This window comes from Demequina soli, from assembly GCF_000971195.1.
Lineage (GTDB): Bacteria > Actinomycetota > Actinomycetes > Actinomycetales > Demequinaceae > Demequina > Demequina soli.
Window position 1 is genome coordinate 1 of the sequence record NZ_BBLZ01000009.1, and the last position, 21,201, is coordinate 21,201.

17 protein-coding genes are annotated in these 21,201 nt (G+C 72.8%); 7 read left to right on the forward strand and 10 right to left on the reverse strand.

Going from position 1 to position 21,201, the window contains the following annotated elements; all coding sequences use genetic code 11:
• Nucleotides 1-36 precede the first annotated feature (36 nt).
• A complete protein-coding gene (gene rfbA, locus AOM04_RS13830) occupies nucleotides 37-924 on the forward strand; it encodes a glucose-1-phosphate thymidylyltransferase RfbA (RefSeq protein ID WP_062465410.1) in 888 nt (295 codons plus the stop codon).
• A gap of 39 nt (nucleotides 925-963) precedes the next feature.
• Here rfbA and AOM04_RS13835 read toward each other — a convergent pair whose 3' ends face one another.
• Complete coding sequence (locus AOM04_RS13835) at nucleotides 964-2,652, reverse strand: DUF4012 domain-containing protein (RefSeq protein WP_062465383.1); 1,689 nt, start codon at nucleotides 2,650-2,652, stop codon at nucleotides 964-966.
• A 234-nt stretch (nucleotides 2,653-2,886) separates the two neighbouring features.
• On the opposite strand from AOM04_RS13835, the gene gmd reads away from it, so the two are divergent.
• Both gmd and AOM04_RS13845 read left to right on the forward strand, forming a co-directional pair.
• Nucleotides 2,887-3,918, forward strand: a complete 1,032-nt coding sequence (gmd, locus tag AOM04_RS13840) for a GDP-mannose 4,6-dehydratase (protein WP_062465384.1) — start codon at nucleotides 2,887-2,889, stop codon at nucleotides 3,916-3,918.
• Nucleotides 3,915-4,922, forward strand: coding sequence for a GDP-L-fucose synthase family protein (locus tag AOM04_RS13845; RefSeq protein ID WP_062465411.1), 1,008 nt, complete (start codon nucleotides 3,915-3,917; stop codon nucleotides 4,920-4,922). Before gmd ends, AOM04_RS13845 begins: the two co-directional genes overlap by 4 nt.
• Nucleotides 4,923-4,991: 69 nt before the next feature.
• Here the strand turns inward: AOM04_RS13845 and AOM04_RS13850 are convergent, their stop codons facing one another.
• The 3 genes from AOM04_RS13850 to AOM04_RS13860 form a co-directional block, all read right to left on the reverse strand.
• Entirely contained in the window at nucleotides 4,992-6,110 is a 1,119-nt protein-coding gene (locus tag AOM04_RS13850; protein WP_062465385.1) for an acyltransferase family protein, read from the reverse strand.
• Nucleotides 6,111-6,167: 57 nt separating this feature from the next.
• Nucleotides 6,168-7,925, reverse strand: coding sequence for a DUF4012 domain-containing protein (locus tag AOM04_RS13855; protein WP_062465386.1), 1,758 nt, complete (start codon nucleotides 7,923-7,925; stop codon nucleotides 6,168-6,170).
• A 101-nt stretch (nucleotides 7,926-8,026) separates the two neighbouring features.
• Complete coding sequence (locus AOM04_RS13860) at nucleotides 8,027-9,271, reverse strand: glycosyltransferase (protein WP_228373730.1); 1,245 nt, start codon at nucleotides 9,269-9,271, stop codon at nucleotides 8,027-8,029.
• 200 nt (nucleotides 9,272-9,471) lie between these two features.
• Between AOM04_RS13860 and AOM04_RS13865 the strand changes: the two genes are divergently transcribed.
• From AOM04_RS13865 to AOM04_RS13875, 3 genes are read left to right on the forward strand one after another with little or no spacing between them, the layout of a single operon-like run.
• A complete protein-coding gene (locus AOM04_RS13865) occupies nucleotides 9,472-10,569 on the forward strand; it encodes a glycosyltransferase (RefSeq protein ID WP_062465387.1) in 1,098 nt (365 codons plus the stop codon).
• Nucleotides 10,562-11,827 carry a lipopolysaccharide biosynthesis protein gene (locus AOM04_RS13870; protein WP_062465388.1) on the forward strand — a complete coding sequence of 422 codons (1,266 nt, stop codon included), beginning with the start codon at nucleotides 10,562-10,564 and terminating at the stop codon, nucleotides 11,825-11,827. Before AOM04_RS13865 ends, AOM04_RS13870 begins: the two co-directional genes overlap by 8 nt.
• Entirely contained in the window at nucleotides 11,824-12,840 is a 1,017-nt protein-coding gene (locus tag AOM04_RS13875; protein WP_062465389.1) for a glycosyltransferase, read from the forward strand. The genes AOM04_RS13870 and AOM04_RS13875 overlap by 4 nt, the downstream gene beginning before the upstream one ends.
• Here the strand turns inward: AOM04_RS13875 and AOM04_RS13880 are convergent.
• Together AOM04_RS13880 and AOM04_RS13885 are read right to left on the reverse strand one after the other, a co-directional pair.
• Nucleotides 12,830-14,134, reverse strand: a complete 1,305-nt coding sequence (locus tag AOM04_RS13880) for an O-antigen ligase family protein (RefSeq protein WP_062465390.1) — start codon at nucleotides 14,132-14,134, stop codon at nucleotides 12,830-12,832. The two genes, AOM04_RS13875 and AOM04_RS13880, sit on opposite strands and share 11 nt — an antisense overlap.
• Nucleotides 14,135-14,144: 10 nt before the next feature.
• Complete coding sequence (locus tag AOM04_RS13885) at nucleotides 14,145-16,022, reverse strand: polysaccharide biosynthesis tyrosine autokinase (RefSeq protein ID WP_062465391.1); 1,878 nt, start codon at nucleotides 16,020-16,022, stop codon at nucleotides 14,145-14,147.
• A gap of 167 nt (nucleotides 16,023-16,189) precedes the next feature.
• Here AOM04_RS13885 and AOM04_RS13890 point away from each other — a divergent pair, with 167 nt between their 5' ends.
• On the forward strand, nucleotides 16,190-16,732 hold the full coding sequence (locus AOM04_RS13890) for an arsenate reductase/protein-tyrosine-phosphatase family protein (RefSeq protein ID WP_062465392.1): 543 nt from the start codon (nucleotides 16,190-16,192) through the stop codon (nucleotides 16,730-16,732).
• A gap of 6 nt (nucleotides 16,733-16,738) precedes the next feature.
• Here the strand turns inward: AOM04_RS13890 and AOM04_RS13895 are convergent, their stop codons facing one another.
• The 4 genes from AOM04_RS13895 to AOM04_RS13910 are packed head-to-tail and all read right to left on the reverse strand — an operon-like array spanning nucleotide 16,739 to nucleotide 21,058.
• Complete coding sequence (locus AOM04_RS13895; protein ID WP_062465393.1) at nucleotides 16,739-17,650, reverse strand: aldo/keto reductase; 912 nt, start codon at nucleotides 17,648-17,650, stop codon at nucleotides 16,739-16,741.
• Nucleotides 17,647-19,038, reverse strand: coding sequence for a GMC oxidoreductase (locus AOM04_RS13900; RefSeq protein ID WP_062465394.1), 1,392 nt, complete (start codon nucleotides 19,036-19,038; stop codon nucleotides 17,647-17,649). Before AOM04_RS13900 ends, AOM04_RS13895 begins: the two co-directional genes overlap by 4 nt.
• Nucleotides 19,039-19,097: 59 nt before the next feature.
• Nucleotides 19,098-20,213 carry a glycosyltransferase gene (locus AOM04_RS13905; RefSeq protein ID WP_062465395.1) on the reverse strand — a complete coding sequence of 372 codons (1,116 nt, stop codon included), beginning with the start codon at nucleotides 20,211-20,213 and terminating at the stop codon, nucleotides 19,098-19,100.
• Nucleotides 20,210-21,058 carry a glycosyltransferase family 2 protein gene (locus AOM04_RS13910; protein WP_062465396.1) on the reverse strand — a complete coding sequence of 283 codons (849 nt, stop codon included), beginning with the start codon at nucleotides 21,056-21,058 and terminating at the stop codon, nucleotides 20,210-20,212. The genes AOM04_RS13905 and AOM04_RS13910 overlap by 4 nt, the downstream gene beginning before the upstream one ends.
• Nucleotides 21,059-21,201 lie beyond the last annotated feature (143 nt).

Genomic DNA, 21,201 nt, shown 5'->3' on the forward strand with positions numbered 1-21,201 from the left:
CAAGTACAGCCGACTCGGACGCTGAGGGAGCGGACTATGAAGGGCATCATCCTCGCCGGGGGCTCGGGCACCCGCCTTCACCCCATCACGATGGGAGTCAGCAAGCAGTTGCTGCCTGTCTACGACAAGCCGATGATCTACTACCCGCTGTCGACGCTCATCCTCGCGGGCATAGACGACGTGCTGATCATCACCACCCCGCACGACGCCGACCAGTTTGAACGACTCCTTGGGGACGGCTCGCAGTTCGGCATCCGCATCACCTACGCGGTGCAGCCTGAGCCCAATGGCCTCGCGCAGGCGTTCGTGATCGGCGCCGACTTCATCGGCCAGGACCGCGTCGCGCTCGTGCTCGGCGACAACATCTTCTACGGCCCCGGCCTCGGCCATCGCCTCACTCGCTTCCACGAGGTGGATGGTGCCGCCGTGTTCGCCTTCCATGTTTCCGACCCGACTGCCTATGGCGTGGTTGAGTTCGATACCGAGGGCATGGCGATCTCGCTCGAGGAGAAGCCTCTGGAGCCCCGTTCGAACTTCGCGGTTCCCGGTCTCTACTTCTATGACAACTCCGTCGTCGAGATCGCACGCAACCTCAAGCCGAGCGCGCGTGGCGAGTACGAGATCACTGACGTCAACCGCCATTACCTCGAGCAGGGCCGCCTCCAGGTTGGCGTGCTGCCGCGCGGTACGGCCTGGCTCGATACTGGCACGTTCGACCACCTCCTTGAGGCATCGGAGTTCGTCCACACCGTGCAGCACCGCCAGGGCCTCAGCATCGGTTCCCCCGAAGAAGTCGCCTGGCGCCAGGGTTTCCTTAGCGATGCCGAGTTGCTCGAACGAGCGGACCTCTATCCCAAGTCGGGATATGGCGACTACCTTCGCCGCGCGGTCGAGCGCCACAAGGAGTCCCCCGTCCCCGCATAACGTCGCGATGCCAATGCGACGAAGGCCGGCGACTAGTCGCTAGCAGCCATCGACCACAACATCGCCACCCCGCGTATAGGCACTTGCTTTCGGTCCCGGCGTCTCCACCACGGAGGGCGGCACCAGCCCCGATTCGGTGGTTCCCAGCTGGTACGTGAGCGTGGTGGATTGTCCGGGTTCGAGCACGATGCGCGCCGTCGCGAGCGTCCGGCCGCCATGCGTCTCCGGGCTGAGCATCGCGACGGTGCCGTCCTGGGTGAACTCCGTCACACCGGTGCCGGCGGCGGGGTAGAGCAGGACGTTGGCCTGGAACTCGCCCTCGGGCACGTACACACCGCCGCCGCTCACGTACCAGGGAAGGTCCGCCACGTTGCCGTCGAACCCGTGGGTGAACGTGATCTCGACCGTCTCGCCCACCAGGGTTCCGTCGGTGCACACACGATCCGTGACGGTCGTCGCGGTGTCGATGTAGTAGCCGATCTTGGAACCCGAGCCGTCGTTGATGAAGATTCCCATCGCGTCGGCGCGCTCGAGGAACTCGCCCGCGATCGCGGTGGTCCCGAGCAGCGCCTGCTCGCCCTCGTCGTCCGACCACACCATGAAGCGCCCGGCGTCGATCGCCCGCTCCACGCCGCCGATCGCGGTGCCCTCGCCGGAGACGATGCGCCCGAACAGCTCCGCGGACGCGCGCGCGAAGAACGCGTCCTGGTCGGCAGGCTCGGGGAACTGGAGGTACGAGTCCTTGAGCATCACTGCGGCGAGGTTCTCGCCGGTGATGTCGAACGGTCCGACCGTCGTGGCTGGCGCTCCCTCGAGCATCCAGCCGAGCGCGACCGGGTCCACCGAGAGCACCGCGTCCGGCGTCTCGCCATAGGTATTTGCCCAGAAGCGCGTGATGAGCTCCGCGGTGCTCGGGAACTCGGGCGTGAAGTTCGCGTCCTGCGGGTAGACCTCCATGCGCCGCGTGAAGATCCGCACCTCGTCGTCGGTGAGGCCACCGACGCCGTCCTGGTCGGCCATGGCGGACGCCGACGAGTAGCGGCCCATCGTCACGCGACCATCGTCGACCGTGAGCTCGATGAACGCGCCCGGGATGCCACCGGTGGTGCGCGGCTCGGCGTTGTTCTGCACCATGACCACGTAGTGGCGTGCGCCCTTGCCGCCGAGCATGCCGGGCAGCACCTCCGCGGCGACATGCGCACCCTGGATGGTGCCTTCGATGGTGGTGAGTTGCCCCCGCAGCTGCAGGAACGGTTCGCGCACCTGCGTCACCGTGCCGTCGAGGCTGACGCTCGCCAGCGCATCGACCTGCGTGCCGAGCGTCTCGGCGGCCTGAGCAAGGGGTGCCCGGTAGGGCTCGAGGACGTCGGGATCGATGCGCCCGTCCGTGAACCCCGGCGCCTCGAGTGCATCAAGGCTGCCCATCGACGCGAGGGGCGCGAGCGCGCCCTCGGCGACCTGGTCGACGGCACGCCCTGCCTCCATGAGGGGGCGAGCCTGCGCGCCCACCCACGGCAGGTGCGCCGCAATCCACCAGTGCGGCCCGTCGGTCGCCGAGGCGAACGTCTGCGCGGCCTCCTGCAGCTGGGACACGGCCGAGGAGAGCGCCGCGGCGTCGCGCGCGGTGATCGCATCCTGCGCCGCGGCCGCCTGCGCCGTCAGCTCGTCCTTGGAGCTCAGCAGGTGCACGCCGTCCCAGGCGAAGGCGCCGGCCGTCGCGAGCACCACGACCGCAGGGATCCCTACGGCCCAGGGCCAGACGCGTCGTCTCGTCGCGGCGCGGGCGGCCCGGTGGCGCGGCATCGTTCTCCTTCAGATCTGGTGCGGCGGTGCGCTCAGGCTACCGGCGCATCGTCCACCCTCCCGCCTCGCCCTCACACAAGAGCCCTTCCGCCATTTCGGACATAGTGGCTATAGTTCCCAAACAGGAGCACGTTCGGCTCCGGTTCTGAGGGGGACACCATGCCGAAGAAGGCCTTCATCACGGGCATCACCGGGCAGGACGGCTCATATCTGGCCGAGCTGCTCCTGAGCAAGGGGTACGAGGTTCACGGCCTGATCCGCCGCTCCTCGTCCTTCAACACCCAGCGCATCGACCACCTGTACGTCGACCCGCACGACCCGGAGGCGAAGCTCTTCCTCCACTACGGCGACCTGTCCGACGGCGCGCGTCTGGTCTCGCTGCTCGCGAGCATCAACCCCGACGAGGTGTACAACCTCGGCGCCCAGTCGCACGTCCGCGTCAGCTTCGACGAGCCCGAGCACACCGGCGACACCACGGGCATCGGCTCGATCCGCCTGCTCGAGGCGGTGCGAATGGCGGGCATCGAGACCCGGTTCTACCAGGCGTCATCATCCGAGATGTTCGGCGCGACCCCGCCGCCGCAGAACGAGGAGACCCCGTTCTACCCCCGCAGCCCCTACGGCGCCGCGAAGGTCTACTCCTACTGGGTGACCAAGAACTACCGCGAGGCGTACGGCATGTTCGCCGTCAACGGGATCCTCTTCAACCACGAGTCACCGCGCCGCGGCGAGACGTTCGTCACCCGCAAGATCACCCGCGCCGTCGCCCACATCAAGGCGGGCCTCGAGAACGAGCTGTGGCTGGGCAACCTCGACGCGATCCGCGACTGGGGCTACGCCGCCGAGTACGTCGAGGGCATGTGGCGCATGCTGCAGGCCGACGAGCCCGAGGACTACGTGCTCGCGACGGGCGTCGGCTACACGGTCCGCGACTTCCTCGAGACGTCCTTCGCGCACGTGGGGCTCAACTGGGAGGACCACGTGCGGTTCGACCCGCGCTACCTGCGCCCCACGGAGGTCGACGCGCTGATCGGAGACCCTTCGAAGGCGGAGGAGAAGCTCGGCTGGAAGGCGACCGTCGACGGGCTCGCGCTCGCGCGGCTCATGGTGGACGCCGACCTGGAGGCGATCGGATACGAGGCCAAGCCCTGGCACGACGTCGTGGATCTCCAGTCGTGGCGAGCGGCCTGACCGTCGCGCCCACCGAGGCCGCGGCAGTCGCGTCGGACGGCGTCGAGTACACCCCGGCGCCGCTCGACCGGTCCGCGACCTTCTACGTCGCCGGCCACCGCGGCCTCGTGGGTAGCGCGATCGTGCGCCGCCTATCGGCGGCAGGGTTTACTTCCGTGGTCGGCCGCGCCTCGGCGGATCTGGACCTCAAGGACCGCGACGCGACCTTCGCGTTCTTCGCCGAGACCAAGCCCCGCTACGTGGTGCTCGCCGCCGCGAAGGTCGGCGGGATCATGGCGAACAACACCTACCCGGTCGACTTCCTCTCGGACAACATCCGCATCCAGACCAACGTCATCGACGCGGCGCTGGCTACGGACGTCGAACGCCTGCTGTTCCTAGGCTCGTCCTGCATCTACCCGAAATTCGCGCCGCAGCCGATCCCCGAGGACTCGCTGCTGACGGGTCACCTCGAGCCGACCAACGACGCGTACGCGATCGCGAAGATCGCGGGCATCCTGCACATCCAGGCCGCCCGTCGCCAGTACGGCAAGGCGTGGATCTCGGCGATGCCGACGAACCTCTACGGCCCGAACGACAACTTCTCCCCCCAGGGCTCGCACGTCCTCCCTGCGCTCATCCGTCGCTACGACGAGGCCGCACGGTCGGGAACCACGTCTGTGACGAACTGGGGCACGGGCTCCCCGCGGCGCGAGTTTCTCCACGCCGACGACATGGCCGATGCTTGCCTTTACCTGCTCGAGCACTACGACGGCCCGTCACAGGTCAACGTGGGCACCGGCACCGACGTGACCATCAAGGAGATCGCCGAGACGATCGCCTCTGTGACGGGGTTCGGCGGCGAGACCGAATGGGACACCACCAAGCCCGACGGCACGCCGCAGAAGCTGCTCGACGTGTCGTACCTGGCTTCGCTCGGATGGACCGCGCAGATCTCCCTCCAGGAGGGCCTGCGCCGGACTTACGAGTGGTACCTCGAGAACGTCGAGGCGCTCCGCAGCTGAGCGCCTGCCGTTGAGGCCCGTCGCGCGACCCGCGCGGTGGGCCTCGCTGCTGTCCGGCCGCGACCCGCCTTACCTCGCAGCAGGATCCGGATCCGCCTCAGGCTCGCCCTCGGGCTCCGGATCCCCCGCCGCATCGGTCACCGACACCCGCCCGCTCAGCCGCTTCTCCCACGGCTCCTCCACGAACCGGTGCAGCAACCACGCGCTCACCAGCCCGAGCACCAGCGCCAGACACGCGGCGAAGACCCCGTCGATGCCCAGCGCCCGTACCCCGTCCTGCGCCATCCGCATGATGAAGATGTGGTGCGTGAGGTAGAAGCAGTACGAGATCGCGCCGAGCACCAGGAACGGCCGCGACGTCAAAGGACCAGGCTTCCCCGCCAGGTCCGCCTGCGCGGCCGCCACCACCAGCACCGCGAACGGCACCACCACGATCGCGACCACGCCGAGTGTCGACGGCCAGATCCCGGCTGACAGGTAGGCGGCCCCGGCAAACACGCCGGCGGACCACCAAGGAACCGCCGGCACCGACCCGCGCCGCAGCAGCAGTCCTAGCACCATCCCCAGCACGAACTCGGGCAGCCGCGCGGGCGGGAAGTAGTACGCCGCCCACACCGCGAGCGAGTCGTCGTCCAGGTGCAGCGGGTCCAGCACCGGCATCACCGCGAGCCCGATCGCGAAGGACACCGCGACCATGGCAAGCGCGACCACCCACAGCCGCCGGTCGTCGAGCCGGCGCAGCCCGCGCACCAGGAACGGGAACGCCACGTAGAAGAACGCCTCCACCGACAGCGACCACGCGGGGATGTTCACCCCGAAGTAGATCGCGTTGCTCGGCACCCACGCCTGCAGCAGGAACGGGCTGAGCCACCCCCGCCACACCGTCGGCCAGTCCGCGATGGCCCATAGCGCCGCCGCGAACAGCAGCGCCACCAGGTACGCCGGGTAGATGCGCGCGAAGCGTCGCCGGTAGACCTTCGCGACCGTGTCGTCGGGCTTCGCCGCCCACGCGAGCACGAACCCGCTCAGCACGAAGAAGAACGTCACGCCGCTGCGCCCCTGCCCGAAGAGCACGTTCAGCCAGTGCTGCGTGGACGCGCCGAAGAACACGATCGCGTGGAACGCGAACACCACGAACGCCGCGACAAAGCGCAGGCTCGTCAGACGGTCGAGCCGGACTCCCCCCATGGGCACGAGGGTAACGAGATGCCTGGAATATGCCTATATGTTCCGGCGAGAAACGCGTCAGCAGCCCTCGGCCGCGACCACCGTCCGCGTCGGCGTCGCATCCCGCGGTCCCGGCGTCACCACCAGTGACGGCGGCAGCAGGCCCGTGGACGATGCGGTGAGCGAGTACGTGACGGTGGTCGCCTCTCCCGGGTCGAGCGTCACGCGCAGCTGCGACATCGCGCGCCCGTCGTGCGAGTCCGGCACCAGGCCCACCGCCTCGCCGTCCTGCGTCACCGACGTCACCGTGAGCCCCTCGGACGGGTACAGCAGCAGGTTTCCCTGGAACTGGCCCGCGGGCACGTAGAACCCGCCCGCCACGTACTCGGGCAGGTCGGCGACGTCGCCGGAGTACGTGTGCGTGAGCGTCACCGCGACGGTCTCCTCCGCGAGGGTCCCGTCGGTGCACATCCGGTCCGTCACCGCGACGGACGTGTCGAGGTAGTAGCCGATCTTGGACCCGGACCCGTCGTTGAGGAACACCCCCACCGTGTCCGTCGCGGCCAGGAAGTCGCCGCCCACCGGCGTCGACGCGAGCAGCTCCTGCTCGTCCGCGCGCGCCGACCAGATCAGCAGCCGGTGCGCGTCGATCGCCCGCTCCACGCCGCCGATGGTGTCGCCCTGCCCGGTCACTATCTGCCCGAACAGCGCCTGCGCCGCCGTCGAGAAGAACGCGTCCTGCTCCACCGGATCGTCGGACAGGGAGTACGCCTGGTTGAGCATCACGTCCGCGAGGTTCGCGGACCCGATCTCCATGCCGCCCGCCTGGACGGTGGGCGCGCCCTCGAGCATCCAGCCCAGCGCCACGGGGTCCACCGACAGCACCCCGTCGGGCGCGGCGCCGTACTTGGCGGCCCAGAACTCGGAGATCAGCTGCGCCGTGCGCGGGAACTCGGGCGTGAAGTTCGCGTCGTGCGGGTAGATGGCCATCCGCTCGGTGAAGATGCGCCGCTCGTCCTCGGTGAGGTCCGCCACGGGCGCCCCGTCTGCGGACGCGAGCTGCTGCGCGGACGCGTACCTCCCAAGCGTCATCCGCCCGTCGGCCACCGTGAGCTCGAGGAACGCCCCCGGCAGCCCGCCCGTCGCGCGCGGCTCGGCGTTGTTCTGCACCACCACCACGTACGTGCGCGGCCCGTCCGCGCTGAGCATCGCGGGCAGCAGCTCGGCCGCGACGTGCGCGCCGTCGATCACGTCGCCGAGGGACACTAGCGCGCCCTCGAGGCTCACGAACGGCTGGCGGATCTGCTCGAGCGTTCCGTCGAGGGGCACGTCCGCGAGCGACGCGCGCGCGCCGTCGACGGCGGAGGCCGCCGAGGCGAGCGCCGCCCGGGCTGGCTCGAGCACCTGCGGGTCGATGCGCCCGTCCGTCATGCTCGGCGCCGCGAGCGCGTCCAGGCCGTCGAGCGACGCCAGCGGCTCCAATGCCCCCGACACCAGGGAGGTCACCGCCTCGCCCGCCGTCACGAGCGGCACCGCCTGGTCCCGCACCCACGGCACATGCGTCGCGAGCCACCAGTGCGGCCCCGACGTCGCGGCGGTGAAGGTCGCGGCGGACTCGGACAGCGCCTCGACGTCCGCGCGCAGCGCCGTCACGTCGCGCGCGGCCACCGCGGCCTGCGCGTCGGCGGCCTGGGCCGTGAGCTCCTGGGAGGCGCCGCGCAGGCGCCACGCGTCGTACGCGAACAGCCCGGCCAGCGCGACGCCCGCGAGCACCACCATGCCAGCGACCACCCACGGCCAGCGCCGGCGACGGCGCGCGGGGACCTCCACCGTCATGCGCCCTCACCCCCAGCGAAGCGCGCGCCCCTCAGCGGACGCGTCGATGCCCGCAGTGTAGGCACGGCCCCGCGCGCCCCGACAGGGGACGATGCACGCCTTCAGGCCGCGCGCAGCTCCGGCGAGACGCCCAGCAGGTTCGCGAACGCGTCGACCGCGGAGTCCTCGGACAGCACCGCCTCGCGGTAGGCGCGCCCCTTCGCGCCGAGCGCGGCGGCCGCGTCCCGGTCGGCCGCCATCGCGAGCGCCGCGTCGATGAGGGCATCGGGGTCGCCCGCGGGCACCACCACGCCCGCGCCCGCGGCGCGGACCTCATCGGCGGTGACGCCGTGGAGGTCGGTGGCCGCGATGACGGGCCGGCCCGCGTCGAAGTAGGAGGTGAGCTTGGACGGCACGGCCATCTCCGAGATGCCGGGCGCCTCGTGCACCAGCAGGGCGTCGGCGGCCGCGAGCGCGCGGCGGAAGCCCTCGTCGTCGAGCGGGTCCAGGAAGTCGACGTTGTCGAGCCCCTGCGCGAGGTGCTCGAGCCGGTCGCGCTCGCCGCCGTCGCCCAGCAGCACGAACCGCAGGCGCTCGCCGCGCTCCTGCGCGACGCGTGCGGCCGCGATCACGTGGTCGAGGCCCTGCTTGACGCCCATGTTGCCCGCGTGGAGCAGCACGGGCTCGTCGCCCCAGCCGCGCTCGAGCCGGGCCGCGATGCGCTCGATGGGCGCGTGCGCGGCCAGGTGCGTCCAGTTGCGCACCACCACCACGTTGGCCGGGTCGACGCCGTAGTCCTCGACGATGGCCTTCTTGAAGCGCTCGTGGATCACCACCACGCGGGTGGCACTGCGCAGCAGGTGGCCCTCGACGCGGCGGATCACCTTGCCGGCGATCCCGCCGCCGCCCGTCTCGGCGAGGCCGCGGCCGTAGAGGTCCTGCACCCACACCACCACGGGCGTGGTGCGGTCGCGCATGCGGGCGCGCAGGTTCGCCACCGCGGACGCGAACAGGGCCGGCGAGACCAGCACGAGCACCTCCGGACGGCCCCAGCCGTCCACCGCGGCGTGCGCGCCGAAACTCAGCTCCGACACCAGGCGCGGGATGCCCTGCGGGTGGTGGGGCACCATGTGGAGGCAGCGGTGGACCTGGACCCCCGCATCGTCCTCATCGCGGGTCCAGTGGAAGTAGCCCTTCTGGATCTGCCACTCCGGGTAGTGCGGCTGGGCCGTCACCACGCGCACCGCGCAGCCGCGGGCCGCGAGCCCGTGCGCGAGCGCACCCATGTAGGGTGCGATGCCGGTGCGTTCCGGCGGATAGTTGATCCCCACGATCGCGACGCCACGCCGCTCAGCAAGCAGTGCCACGGTCCCCCCTCAGGCCGGCGGCCCGCCCGGGGCCGCTGGGACCGAGCATAAAGCGGACCCTTCGGGATGAAAAGGCGAAAAGGGACATCCACGCCGGAATCCGCGCAAACAGCCCTGTTCCACGCACGGTCCTTGTGCATAGACTGGCGCCACGCGGGCGGGTCGTGAGGCCCCGCCGGCGGCCACGCGAGGGGGGTTGCGTGAACGAGCCGAGGATCGACGCCGCGCCGTCCGCGCGCCTCGAGAAGGTGCTCGTGCTGCTCCCCGACGCCGACGGCCACCGCGCCACCTACGTGCGCCACGTGCTCGCCGCCGCGGGCCAGGACCGCGCCGTCAGCCTCGCCGTCACCGCCGCATCCGCGGGCCACGAGGCCTTCTCCGCGCAGCTCGGCGCCGCGCCGGGCGCCGCCGGCTCGCTCCCGCTCGACTCCTTCGACGCCGCCTCGATCGCGGCGGCCGCCCGCACGCACGGCTTCACGCGCATCGTCGCCCCGGACGGGGACGCGCTGGCCCTCGAGATCGGGCGCACCGGGACGTGGGACGGCCCGCCGCTGCGCATCCTCATGATGCGCGAGCACGCGCAGGCCCGGTCCTCGCGGTTGCTCACGTGGGTGGTCGAGCGGGCGCGCGCCCGTCGCGTCGCCGCCGCCCGCCGCGTGCCCGGCGTCACCGTCCTCACGCTGCGCGCCCCCTACGACGAGCGGCCCGTCGACGCCGCCTGCGCCGTCGACCCCGTCGAGCTGCTCGCCACCCCCGACGACCGTGCCGCGTGGCGCGCCCGGCTCGGCCTCGCCGACGACGTGACCTGGGTCGCGATCGTGGGCGCCAACGACGAGCGCAAGCGCGCCGACGTGGTCATCGCCGCGGTGCGCGCGCTCGGGCCGGGCTACGGGCTGCTCGCCGCGGGCCGCACCGACGCCCCCACCAGGGCCGCCCTCGCCACCGCGACCGACCTGCGCGCCGTGGTGCTCGACCGCTACCTCGAGGACGCCGAGGTCGACGGCGCGATCCTCGCCGCCGACGTGGTCGCCGCCGCCTACGCCAACGACGGCCCCTCCGGGATAGTCGCCAAGGCCCTCGCGCTCGGCACCCCGCCCGTGGTCGCGCCCACGCGCGCGATCCGCCGCGCCCTCGCGTCGGGCCGCTCCCCCGTGGTGGTGGCGGACGATGCGACCGCACCGGCCCTCGCCCAGGGCTTCGCCCGCGCGGCGGCCCTGGGACGCGTGACCGACTCGACGGGCGAGGCCGCGACCCCGCGGGCGTTCGCCCTCGCGCTGCTGGGTGCGACCGATGGCTGAGCGCCGCGCGCTGCACCACCAGGCGCTGCTCGTCGCCGGCTCGACCGCCGTCGCCCAGCTCCTCATGGCCGTCATCTACGCGCTCGCCGCGCGCGTGTCCGGCCCCGAGGCCTTCGGGCGCACCGCGACCGCCATCACGGTCGCGATGTCCGTGGCCGGCCTGGTGGACTTCGGCACCAACGCCCTGTGGATCCGCGACCTCGCGAACAAGAGCGCCCGCTTCCCCGACGTGGCCCGCCGCTACGCGTGGAAGGCGATCGCGACGGGCGCCGCGGGCGCGCTGGGCTTCCTGGCGCTCGGCGCGGCGGGCGAGCCGCTGTCGTGGAAGGTGTCCGCGTTCCTGGGCATCGCGATCGTGCTCAACCAGGCCACCGCCGTGTTCCTCATCGCCGACCACCGCTCCGAGCGGGTCGCCGTCGCCCTCATCGTCGAGCGTCTCGCGGGCGCCGCCGCGTTCGGGCTCGCCTTCGCCGTGCACGCGTCGGTCGAGTGGGCGCTCCCCCTCGCCCTGCTGCTCGGGTCGATGGCGAGCATCGTCACCCTGTGGCTCGCGACGCCCGCGCACCTGCGCCCCCGCCCCGCGCACGTGGGCCGCCCGACCAACCCGTGGCGCGGCTCCCTGGGCTTCGCGGCCGCCAACGCCGCGACCAGCCTCGCGACCTTCGACACCGCCGTCATCCAGGCCACCGCGGGCCCCGCCGCCGCTGGCTCGTACGCCGCCGTCAACCGCTGGACCCAGCCGATGGGCCTGCTGTCCACCGCGGTCAGCACCACCGCCGCACCCTTCCTCGCCTCCGCCGCGACCACGCGCGACGCGATCGCGGCGCTCAGGAAGGCCTCGTGGCTGCTGGGGCTCGCCTCGGCTGGCGGGGTCGCCATCGCGATCGCCGCGCCCTGGATCGTGCCGCTCATCCTGGGCTCCGAGTTCTCCGCCTCCGTGGGCGCGCTGCAGCTGCTCGCGCTCGGCACCACCATCTCCGTCTGGAACCAGCCCGCCGCCGTGCTGCTCCAGGCCCGCAACCGCGACAAGACGGTCGCCGTCATCCGGCTCGCCGCCTCCGTCGCGTTCCTCGGCGCCGTCGCCTACCTCGCGCCCCGCTGGGGCGCCACCGGTGCGGCCGTCGCGTTCGTGCTGCTCCAGGTGTCCGTCGCCGCGTCCTTCGTGGTGGTCGGCGCGTCGGAGCTGCGTCGCCGGCGGGTCGCCCCGGCGCCGGAGGAGGTGGCCCAGCCGGCCACGGAGGGAGGCGCGCCCCTATGAGGATCACCCAGGTGCTGCTGCACGCGGGCATCGGCGGCGCGGAGACGCTCGCCCACCGCCTGGACGATGCGTGGCGAGAGATGGGCGTCGAGTCCACCACGGTCTTCGCGGACCCCTACATGGACCTCGGCCGGATCGCGCGGATGCGGCGCGTGCGCGCCGAGCTCGAGCGCACCCGGCCCGACGTGGTGGTCGCGCACAGCGCCCTGCCGAACCTCTACACGCGGCTCGTGTGGCGGAGGACCCCCGTGATCGCGGTGCTGCACTCGTCGGTGGACGACTTCACGGGCTTCCAGCTGCGCACCGCCGAGCGGCTGCTGCGCCGCCGCCACCCCACCGTCGTCGCGGTGAGCGCGGTGCAGGCGGACCGGTACGCCGCGCGCTTCGGGGCCTCCGCGCGCCCGGTGGTCATCCCCAACGGCATCGCGGAGGTGCCCGACGTGGACCTCACCGTCACCCCGCACCCCGCGCACGCCGTCACCATCGCCCGCGTCGCCGCGCAGAAGAACCCGCGCCTGTGGCTCGAAACCGTCCGGGACGCATCGACCGCGCTGCCCGACCTGGCGTTCACATGGTGGGGGCCGGTCACCGACGACGAGGGCCGCGCCACCGTCGAGGCGGCCCGCGAGGTCGGCATCGCCGACGCGTTCCGCGGCCCCACCGACGAGCCGCTCGACGTGATCGCCGGCGCCCACCTGTACTTCCATCCGTCCTGGCACGAGGCCCACTCGGTGTCGATCCTCGAGGCCGCCGCCGCGGGCCTGCCCGTGGTGTGCTCCGAGGACGTCGCGCTGACGCTGCCCGATGGGCTCGCCGCCGCGACCTTCGACCCGACGGATCCCGGTACGGCGGTGACGGCGCTGGCGACGGTGTCGCGGCGCTGGAAGTCCTCGCGGGCGCACGCGGCCCGGCGCCGCGCCTCCATCCGTGCGCAGTACTCGATGGAGGCGTGCGCGCGGGCCTACATCGGGCTCGCCGAGGACCTCGCCCCGGAGGGCGCCCTCACGCGGTGAGCGCGAGCGGCGGCTCGCTGCCCTCGTCGTCGGGGACCGGCTCGTCCGCGTCCTGCTCGGGCGGCGCATCGTCCTCCGGCACCCTGCCCTGCCGCGTGTTGGCGGCCACGAACAGGTAGACCACGAAGCACGGCACCAGGTACAGGCGCCCGGGCGCGGAGGTGACCTCCGTCATCGAGGTGATGATCACCATCGCGGCGGTCGCGGCGACATGCGCCCACGTCGCGAGGCTGCGCTGGGCCGCGAGCGCGCCCAGGATCGCGCCGACGAACAGGGACAGGCCCAGGACGCCGCCGCTGATGAGCATCTCGGTGAACAGGTTGTGGGTCGCGTAGTTGCGGTCGATGCCGTCGCTGCCGTCGCCGCGCACCCAGAAGGACGGCCCGAAGCCGGCGATCGGGGAGCTCGGCAGGATCTGCCACGTGTACTGCCACAGCTGGGCGCGGCCGGTGAACTTGGTCGGGTCCGTGATGACGAGCGGCAGCGTCACCACCACCGCCGACGCGGCCGCGAGCGCGGCCCACAGGAAGCCACGGCTGCGCAGGCGCGTGGTGAGCGCCCACGCGAGCGCGATGCCGACGCCGGCCAGGAACGAGTACAGCGCCGACCGGCTCGAGGTGAGGTCCACCAGCAGCCACGCGCCGATCGCGACCAGCAGCGAGCGCCACCAGCCCGCCGTCACCAGGATCGACAGCACGCCGACCCCGGCGAGGAACATGCCGACCGCGTTGCCCGACCCCGTCTCGCCGAGCGACAGCCCCCACACGGAGCACTTGTCGAGGCGGCACGGGCCGATCATCTTGCCCGGCTGGGTGAGCACGAACAGCGAGAGCACCCCCAGGCACGCCGAGATCGCGATCCTGAGGCCCGACTTCAGCGCCTCGAAGTCGTAACGGCGGTACGGCACGAACATCGCGGGCAGGAACAGCGCGAAGGAGATGAGCGGCATGAGCGGCGACTGCCCCACCACCACGTGGACGCCGAACAGCACGAACAATCCCAGCATCGCGATGCCGCCGGCTCCCAGGCGCGGCCGGTGCTCCGTGAACGTGAGCGCGATCATGAGCAGGCCGATGATCGCGGGCGGGCCGGCCTCGAGGAACACCGCGCCGTTGAGCGTGTAGGTGAACAGGTTGAAGCTCAGGAGCGTGCCCATGCCGCTCGAGGTGAACGCCGCGACCACCCACCAGAACTCGAGCGGCTGGTCGCGCAGCCGGCCCCGCTCCTTGGTCAGGCCGAGCCCCACCACCCACAGCGCCGCCCCCACGAACAGGGCGATCGACGCGATGGTCACGGCGGGGGCCTCACGCCTTGCGGCCGCGGGCGCCCGCGCCGGAGCGCGCGGGGCGGGGCTCGGGGGTCTCCGGTGCGAGCTCGGGCACGTTGTCGACGTCCTCGTCGGGGATGACGGGGATGTTGTCCATCTCCTCGATGCCCAGGGAGTCGAGCGGCTCGTCGGCCCCGTCGGCCGCCTCGTCCACGCCGTCGCCCAGCGCGTCGAGCGCCGCGAGCGCCTCGTCGACGTCGGAGCCCATCTCGAGCTCGCCCTGGACCGCGTCAGCGGGATCGCCCGCGCCCCGGTCCGCGCCCTCCTCGAGCGGCGCCTCGGAGACGTCGGCCGCGGCCTCGAGCGGCGCATCGTCCACCGGCACGGCGTCCGCGGCGAGGGCGTCCTCCACGGGCGCGGGCTCGGCGGGCGGGTCCGCCTTGGCACGGGAGCGGCCGCCACGCGTGCGGCCGCGCGGCCGGCGTCCGCGTTCGGAGGCGGCCTCCGTGGCGTCGAAGCCGGCGGAGGACAGGATCGCGGGCGCCTTCTCGCGCTGACGCTCGTCCTCGTAGGCGTACGCGTAGGAGCCGCGGCCGGCGCCCTTGCGGGGCACCCCGTCGACGATCACGCCGAGCGCGCGGCCCTTGACCCGCATGAGGAACTCGAGCGCCTTCTCGAGCATGTCGGTGGTGGTCTTGCCCGACCTCACCACCAGCAGCGCGCCGTCGGTGCGCGCGGTGAGGAGCGCCGCGTCCGTGACCGGCAGCAGCGGCGGCGTGTCGATGAGCACCATGACGGTGTCGGGGAACGAGTGCACGAGCGTGTGCATCGCGTCCGAGGCCAGCAGCTCCGACGGGTTGGGCGGGATCGCGCCGGCGGCCAGCACCGACAGGTGCCCGGTGCCGCCGTAGGGCTGGATCACGTCCTCGGAGCCCACGCGGCCGGCGAGCACGTCCGTGAGGCCGGCGCCCTCGACCAGGCCCAGGTTGGTGGCGAGCGACGGGCGGCGCAGGTCCGCGTCGATGAGCACCACGTCGCGGCCCATCTCCGCGATCGCCTCGGCGAGCTTGACCGACGTGGTGGACTTCCCGTCGCCCGGCATCGCGGACGTGATGACCAGCACCCGCGGCGGATGGTCGACGTCGAGGAACTGCAGGTTGGTGCGCAGCTGGCGCACGGCCTCCCGCATCGCGAAGTCGTCGTTGCCCGCGGCGACGCCGGACTTCGCGATCACGCTGTCGTGCGGCAGGGAGCCGAGCACCGGGGTCTTGGTGGTGCGCTCGACGTCCGCGGCCTCGCGGATGCGATCGTCGAGCCCGTTGCGGATCAGCGCGTAGGCGACGCCCGCGAACAGGCCCAGCAGCAGGCCCAACGCGGTGTCGAACTTGAGGTTGGGCGAGCTGGGCACCACGGGCTGCGACGGCGGGTCGAGCGGCTGCAGGCCCACCACGTTCGCCCCCGAGGGGGCGTCGTTGCTCGGGTCCTCGAACTCGGCGACCACGGTGGTGAGGGAGTCCATCCACGCCTGCGCGAGGTCCTGCGCCTCCTGCGGGGTCCCGGCCGACGCGGTCACGCGCAGCACCGCGGTGCCGACCGCGTTGGACACGCCCACCTGGGCGAGCAGCGCATCGGGGTCCACGCCCGTGCCGAGCTGGTCCGCGGCCAGGCCCGCCACCTTGCGCGAGCGCGCGATGTCGAGGTAGCTGTCCGCACGGTCCTCGATGTACCGGCTGCCCTCGAGCGCCTGCGTGACGTCGACGAACGTGCCCGCGGTGATCACCATCGAGCCCGTCGACGTGTAGATCTTGGGCTGGTGCCACGACCACGCGAACGAGAGCACGCCACCCAGCAGGGTGAGCAGCACGATCACCTTCCACCTGGCGCGGAACACGCGCGTGTACTGCTTGAGCTCCATCAGGTCCCCCAACTCCGAGGCTCTCCCGCATCCCTGTATAGGCGACGCACCCCGCCGTGGCAAGGGTGCGGGTGTCCAGCACGCCCGGCGGCTCGGGTCTCCCGGGATCGCCCCGGCGCCGATATCCTCGTGTCCTCGTGCCCCACCCGTCCCGCGCAAGGAGCAGCATGGCCACCATCCTGACCGTCTGCACCGGCAATATCTGCCGGTCCCCCGCCGCGGAGCTGCTGCTCGCGCTCGAGCTGGGCGAGGCCGTGACGGTCGGCAGCGCCGGCACGCACGCGCTCGTGGGCCACGGCATCCCCGACGAGATGCTCGAGGAGCTCGCCGCCGACGGCATCGACGGCGCCGGCCACCAGGGCCGCCTGCTCACGGAGCCGCTCATGCGCGACGCGGACCTCATCATCACGATGACCGCCGAGCACCGCCAGCGTGCCGTCCGCACCGAGCCGACCGCGCTCAAGCGGACCTTCACCATCGCCGAGCTCGCGGCCGCCGCCGGCACCGGCGCGACGCTCGAGGGCTCCACGGTCGCCGAGCGCCTCGCGGACCTGCCGCGCGCGGTCGCCGCGCATCGTCACATCCTCGCCGGCTACGAGCTCGACGACGTCCCCGACCCCTACCGCCGCGGGCAGGAGGCCTACCACGAGGCGTACGGCCTCATCCGCGGCGCGGTCGCCGAGATCGTCGACTGGGTCACCGAGGCCTGACAGGGCTCAGCCCTCCCTGGCGGGCGCGCCGGCCGCACCGAGCGCTGCGTCGAGCCCGCGCCAGCACGATGCGGGTGCCGCCTCCCAGCGGTCGAGCGCGTCCAGCGCCGTGCCCAGGTGGGCGACGCTCGACGTCCCCAGCACGATGCGCGCGTCAGGGTAGCGGTCGAGCGCGTACGCGACGGCGATCCCGGCAAGGTCGTGGTCCGCCGTGCCGCGGTCCTCGCCCAGGGCCGCCGCGAGCGCCTCCGAGCCGAGGGCCCGCAGGCGCGGCAGCAGCGTCGACAGGACCGCGTAGACGGCGCCGGCGCCCGGCAGCGGGTCCCCCGCGGCCTCGTACTCGACCTGGGTGAGGCCCGCGAGCGCGGCGTCGGGATACGTGTCGAGCAGCCCGCGCGGGCCCGAGACCCCGACCGTGTGGGCCGGCAACCCCAGGCCGGGCACGGCCTCCCACAGTGCGGTCCAGCCCGCGCTCCACGTGACCTCGTGCGCGAGGAAGCCCTCGAGGGTCTCGACGCCGATGATCTCGCGCGAGCGCGCGGCCGCGGCCGCGAACTCCTCGGGCGACGGCGCCGGGCTCTCGTCAACGCCGCCCGCGGTGCGGCGGAACGCCGTCCGCACGCCCGGCACGGCGCGGACCAGCCGCCGCGCCGGACCCTGGACCGCGCCGATCAGCCGTCCGGACGCGCTCAACGCGCGGCCGTGCTTGGTGGTGACACGCGCATCGTCCGCCCCACGGCCGATGAGACGGCCGAGCGTCGCCTCCGCCTTGCCGAAGCCGTAGATGGGGGCCACGTCGAAGTGCCGGATGCCGCGCTCGTAGGCGGCGTCGAGGAGCGCCTGCCGGGCGGCGTCGGCGGGTTCGCGCATCACGGTCGCCATGCCCAGCGCGACCCGCTCGCGGACCGCGGCCGTCACGCGAGGGCCTCCTCGATGCGGGCCGCCGTGCGCGTCGCGAGCGCCATCGCGGTGAACGTCGGGTTGGCGACGCCGCCGCTGGGGAACACCGCGGCGCCCACCACCCACGCGCGGTCGACGCCGTGGACGCCGCCCCACGGGTCGACCACCCCCTGGTCGGGATCCGTGGCCATGGTCGCGCCTCCCATCATGTGGAACGTGTCGGTGCCCGGGTCGTCGCGGATCCACCGCGCGAGGTCCGCGCCGATCCCGACGTCCTCGAGGTGGCGCGCGGCGGCCTCCCCGATCACCACGGCAGAGGCCCGCTCGCGGGACGATGCGCTCCACTCCAGATCGAGGCGAGGCGCCTTGCCCCCGGTGCGCCAGTGCAGGCTCCGGCACGAGTCCGGGGGCTGCTCGACGTCGACGCGCAGGTAGATGCGGGTGCCCTGAGGCAGGGGGCGGCGGTGCGAGCGCAGCCCGTCGGCGACCGCGGCGGCCACGGCGGGGGCGTCCCTGCGCCTGTCGAGGCCGGAGATGTCGAACTCCCAATGCGCGTATCCCGGCAGCGCGCCCGTGCGCTCCAGCAGCGCGGGGGTGGTGACCAGCTTGCTGGTGGCGCGCACGCGGCCCTCGTACGCGTGGCTCGCGTACCGGCGGAAGCGATGCCAGTCGGTGACGGTGTACTCGGCGACGCGCATCGACAGGTGGTCCATGAAGCCCTGCCCGACGCGCGGGCGCGCGGGGGTGTCGAGGCCGTCGGTGAGCAGGCGCGACGTGCCGAGCGTGCCCGCCGCGACAACCACCGCGTCGGCCGCGCTGCGGCCCCGGCCGCCATCGGGCCCCACGGTCTCGAGCGCGAAGCCCGCGCCGTCGCGCTCCACGCGTGCCACCGCGCGGTCGCGGTGGATGGTGACGCCCTTGAGGCGCCTCGCGACGGCCCTGTTGCGCGACATGTCGCGCACCGCGCGGGGCATCCAGGTCGAGTAGCGGGACGTGACCTCGCCGGACGACGGCACCTTGTAGGGGCCGGCGATCCCGTGCTCGTGGACGCGCGCATGGGTCGCGTCGAGCCCCAGGTCGGCCGCGACCGCGCGATAGCCCGCCTCGATCTCCTCGTACGGCACGGGCCACGCGGGCCGGCCGGATCCGCCGGCGAACTCCCACGGCTCCCACGGCAGCAGCTGGCCGCCCCAGATGGTGCTGGTGCCACCCAGGGTCGACGCCCAGCCCTCGAGCGCCCCCCGATGGCCCGCCACCTGGGGTGATGCTCCCACGAGCCCCTCGCGCCCGACCGTGCGCTCGTAGTCGGCCTCGAACACCTCCACGTCCGCGTGCGCGGCCAGCCGCGCCGCGGTGAACAGGCCCAGCGTGCCGCCCCCGATCACCGCGATCCGCGGCCTCAGCACGCGAGCCTCCCGCGCATCGTCCCCTCGCCCATGGCGCCTCCCCCAGCGTCCGTGCGTGCTCAGCCGGTCACGGCGCGCGCGCCGCCGACCATCTCCTCGAACTGGAGCGAGGCGTGGGCCCACGTCCAGTTCTCACGCGCGTAGTCGCGCAGGAGGATCGCGGAGGCCTGGGCGTCGTCCGCGCAGGCGTCCCGGAGCGCGCCCGCGAGCGCGTCGGGATCCTGGGGCCAGGCACGGCCGGCGCCGTCCTCCTCGGCCTCGAGCATCGCCGCGACCTTGTCGCTCGCGACCACGGCCATGCCGGCGGTCGCGGCCTCGGCGGCCGCCATCCCGAAGCTCTCGTCGTCGCTCGGCAGGATGAAGACCCGCTGCTCGCCCAGCAGCTCGCGCCGCTGGGCCGCGTCGACCATGCCGATGAAGTCGACCGAGTCCCCCACGCCCGCGGCGGCGGCGAGCTCGCGCGGGTCGTACGGCAGGGTGGCCTCGATGGGGCCGGCGACGGTGAGGCGGTGCCCGCGCTCGGCCAGGCCCGAGCGGGCGTACGCCTCGATCGCGAGGTCGACGCGCTTCTTGCGTGCGACGCGGCTGAGGAACAGGACGCCGGAGCGCTCCGCCCACGGAGTCTCGATGAGCGCGAGCTTCGGGTCGACGCCGAGCACCATCTCCTCGACCGGCGTCAGGCCGCGGGCGCGCAGGCCCTCGGCGTCGCGCCGCGAGTCCGAGATGACCACGTCCGCGTGCGGGAGGTCGCGGCGCAGCAGGAGGGTGTCCCAGACCTTCGACAGCCACGGGTGGGCGGGCTTGTGCTCGTCGGTCCACACGCCGTGCGGCGCGACCAGGTACTTCACGCCCGCGGCGCGCGCCTCGCGCATGCCCCACAGCGAGGAGAACAGGTAGACCCCGTGGACGTTGACCGCGTCCGCGCCCACGATCGCCTCGCGGACGGCGCGCCGCATCCCGCGGCCGTAGCCGAGCCAGTGCGGGCCGGCGGTCGGGGCCACACGCATGTCCGCCCCGCGGATCTCGAGGTCGTCGGGGAACTCCGCGCCCATGTCGGTGGTGACGACGATCACCTCGTGGCCGCGGTCGACCTGGACCGGGACGAGCCCACGCAGGAGCGTGGCCGGGCCGCCGGCCCGGCGGCTCACCGACGCCGTGACGTGGACGATCCTCATGCGGCCACCGCCTCGGGACGCGGCGTGCGGGACCTCTCGCGCAGCTTCAGCCCGATCTGCCAGTAGTACATCGACAGCGCGATCGCGTAGTCGAAGCCCGCACGGCCGTCGAGGAACCCCGCGCGGACCACGTACGAGTAGAGGAAGAAGACGAGCGGCTTGAACGGCACCCGCGCCCACACCTTGCCCTGCGCGGTGCGGCGCGCGGCGACCTCGCGGAACTCGTCGCGGTCGGCCATGAGCTCGGCCTCCCAGCGGGAGTACTTGTTGTGGCGCGTGAACCACGAGTCGACGGGATCACGGTCGTCGTGCTCGATGCGGGCCGTCAGGCGGCCGATGGGCCGCTCGGACTGCGGCTGGATGTGCCCCTCGACCTCGTAGTCCCAGCCGATCTCCTCGACATCGAGGAACCGGGTGACCCGGCGGTCGACGAGCGCCCGCTTGATGACGGTGTGCCCGTGGTCGAGGAACCTGCCCGCGAACTTGTACCGCAGGCGGATGTCGTAGGCGCCGTACGTGCCGGCGTCGAGCTCCGCGCTCCGGGCGCGGAGCTCCGCGGCCAGCTCGGGCGTGACCAGCTCGTCCGCGTCGAGCAGCAGGATCCAGTCGTGGATCGCGCCCGCGCGCTCGATCCCCCACTGCTTCTTCTTGGGGTAGCGCCCGTCCCAGTCGAACGGCACCACCGTCGCGCCCCAGGCCTCGGCGATCTCGACCGTCCGGTCCGCCGAGCGCGAGTCGACCACGATGACCTGGTCGAAGTCCCTGACGTGGTCGAGCGTCGCCAGGATGCCCGCTTCCTCGTCCTTGCTGATGATCACCACCGTGATCGGGATCCTGCTGACCATCCCCCCGCGTCCCCCCACCTGTGAAGTGCCCCCAGCCGCCACGCGACCGGTGCTCCGGCGCAGCCACGACCCTCCGATCATGGCCCGCGGGCCACGAATTGGAAAGCCCTAAATGCGACATTCGGTGCGTGCCACGCACGAAT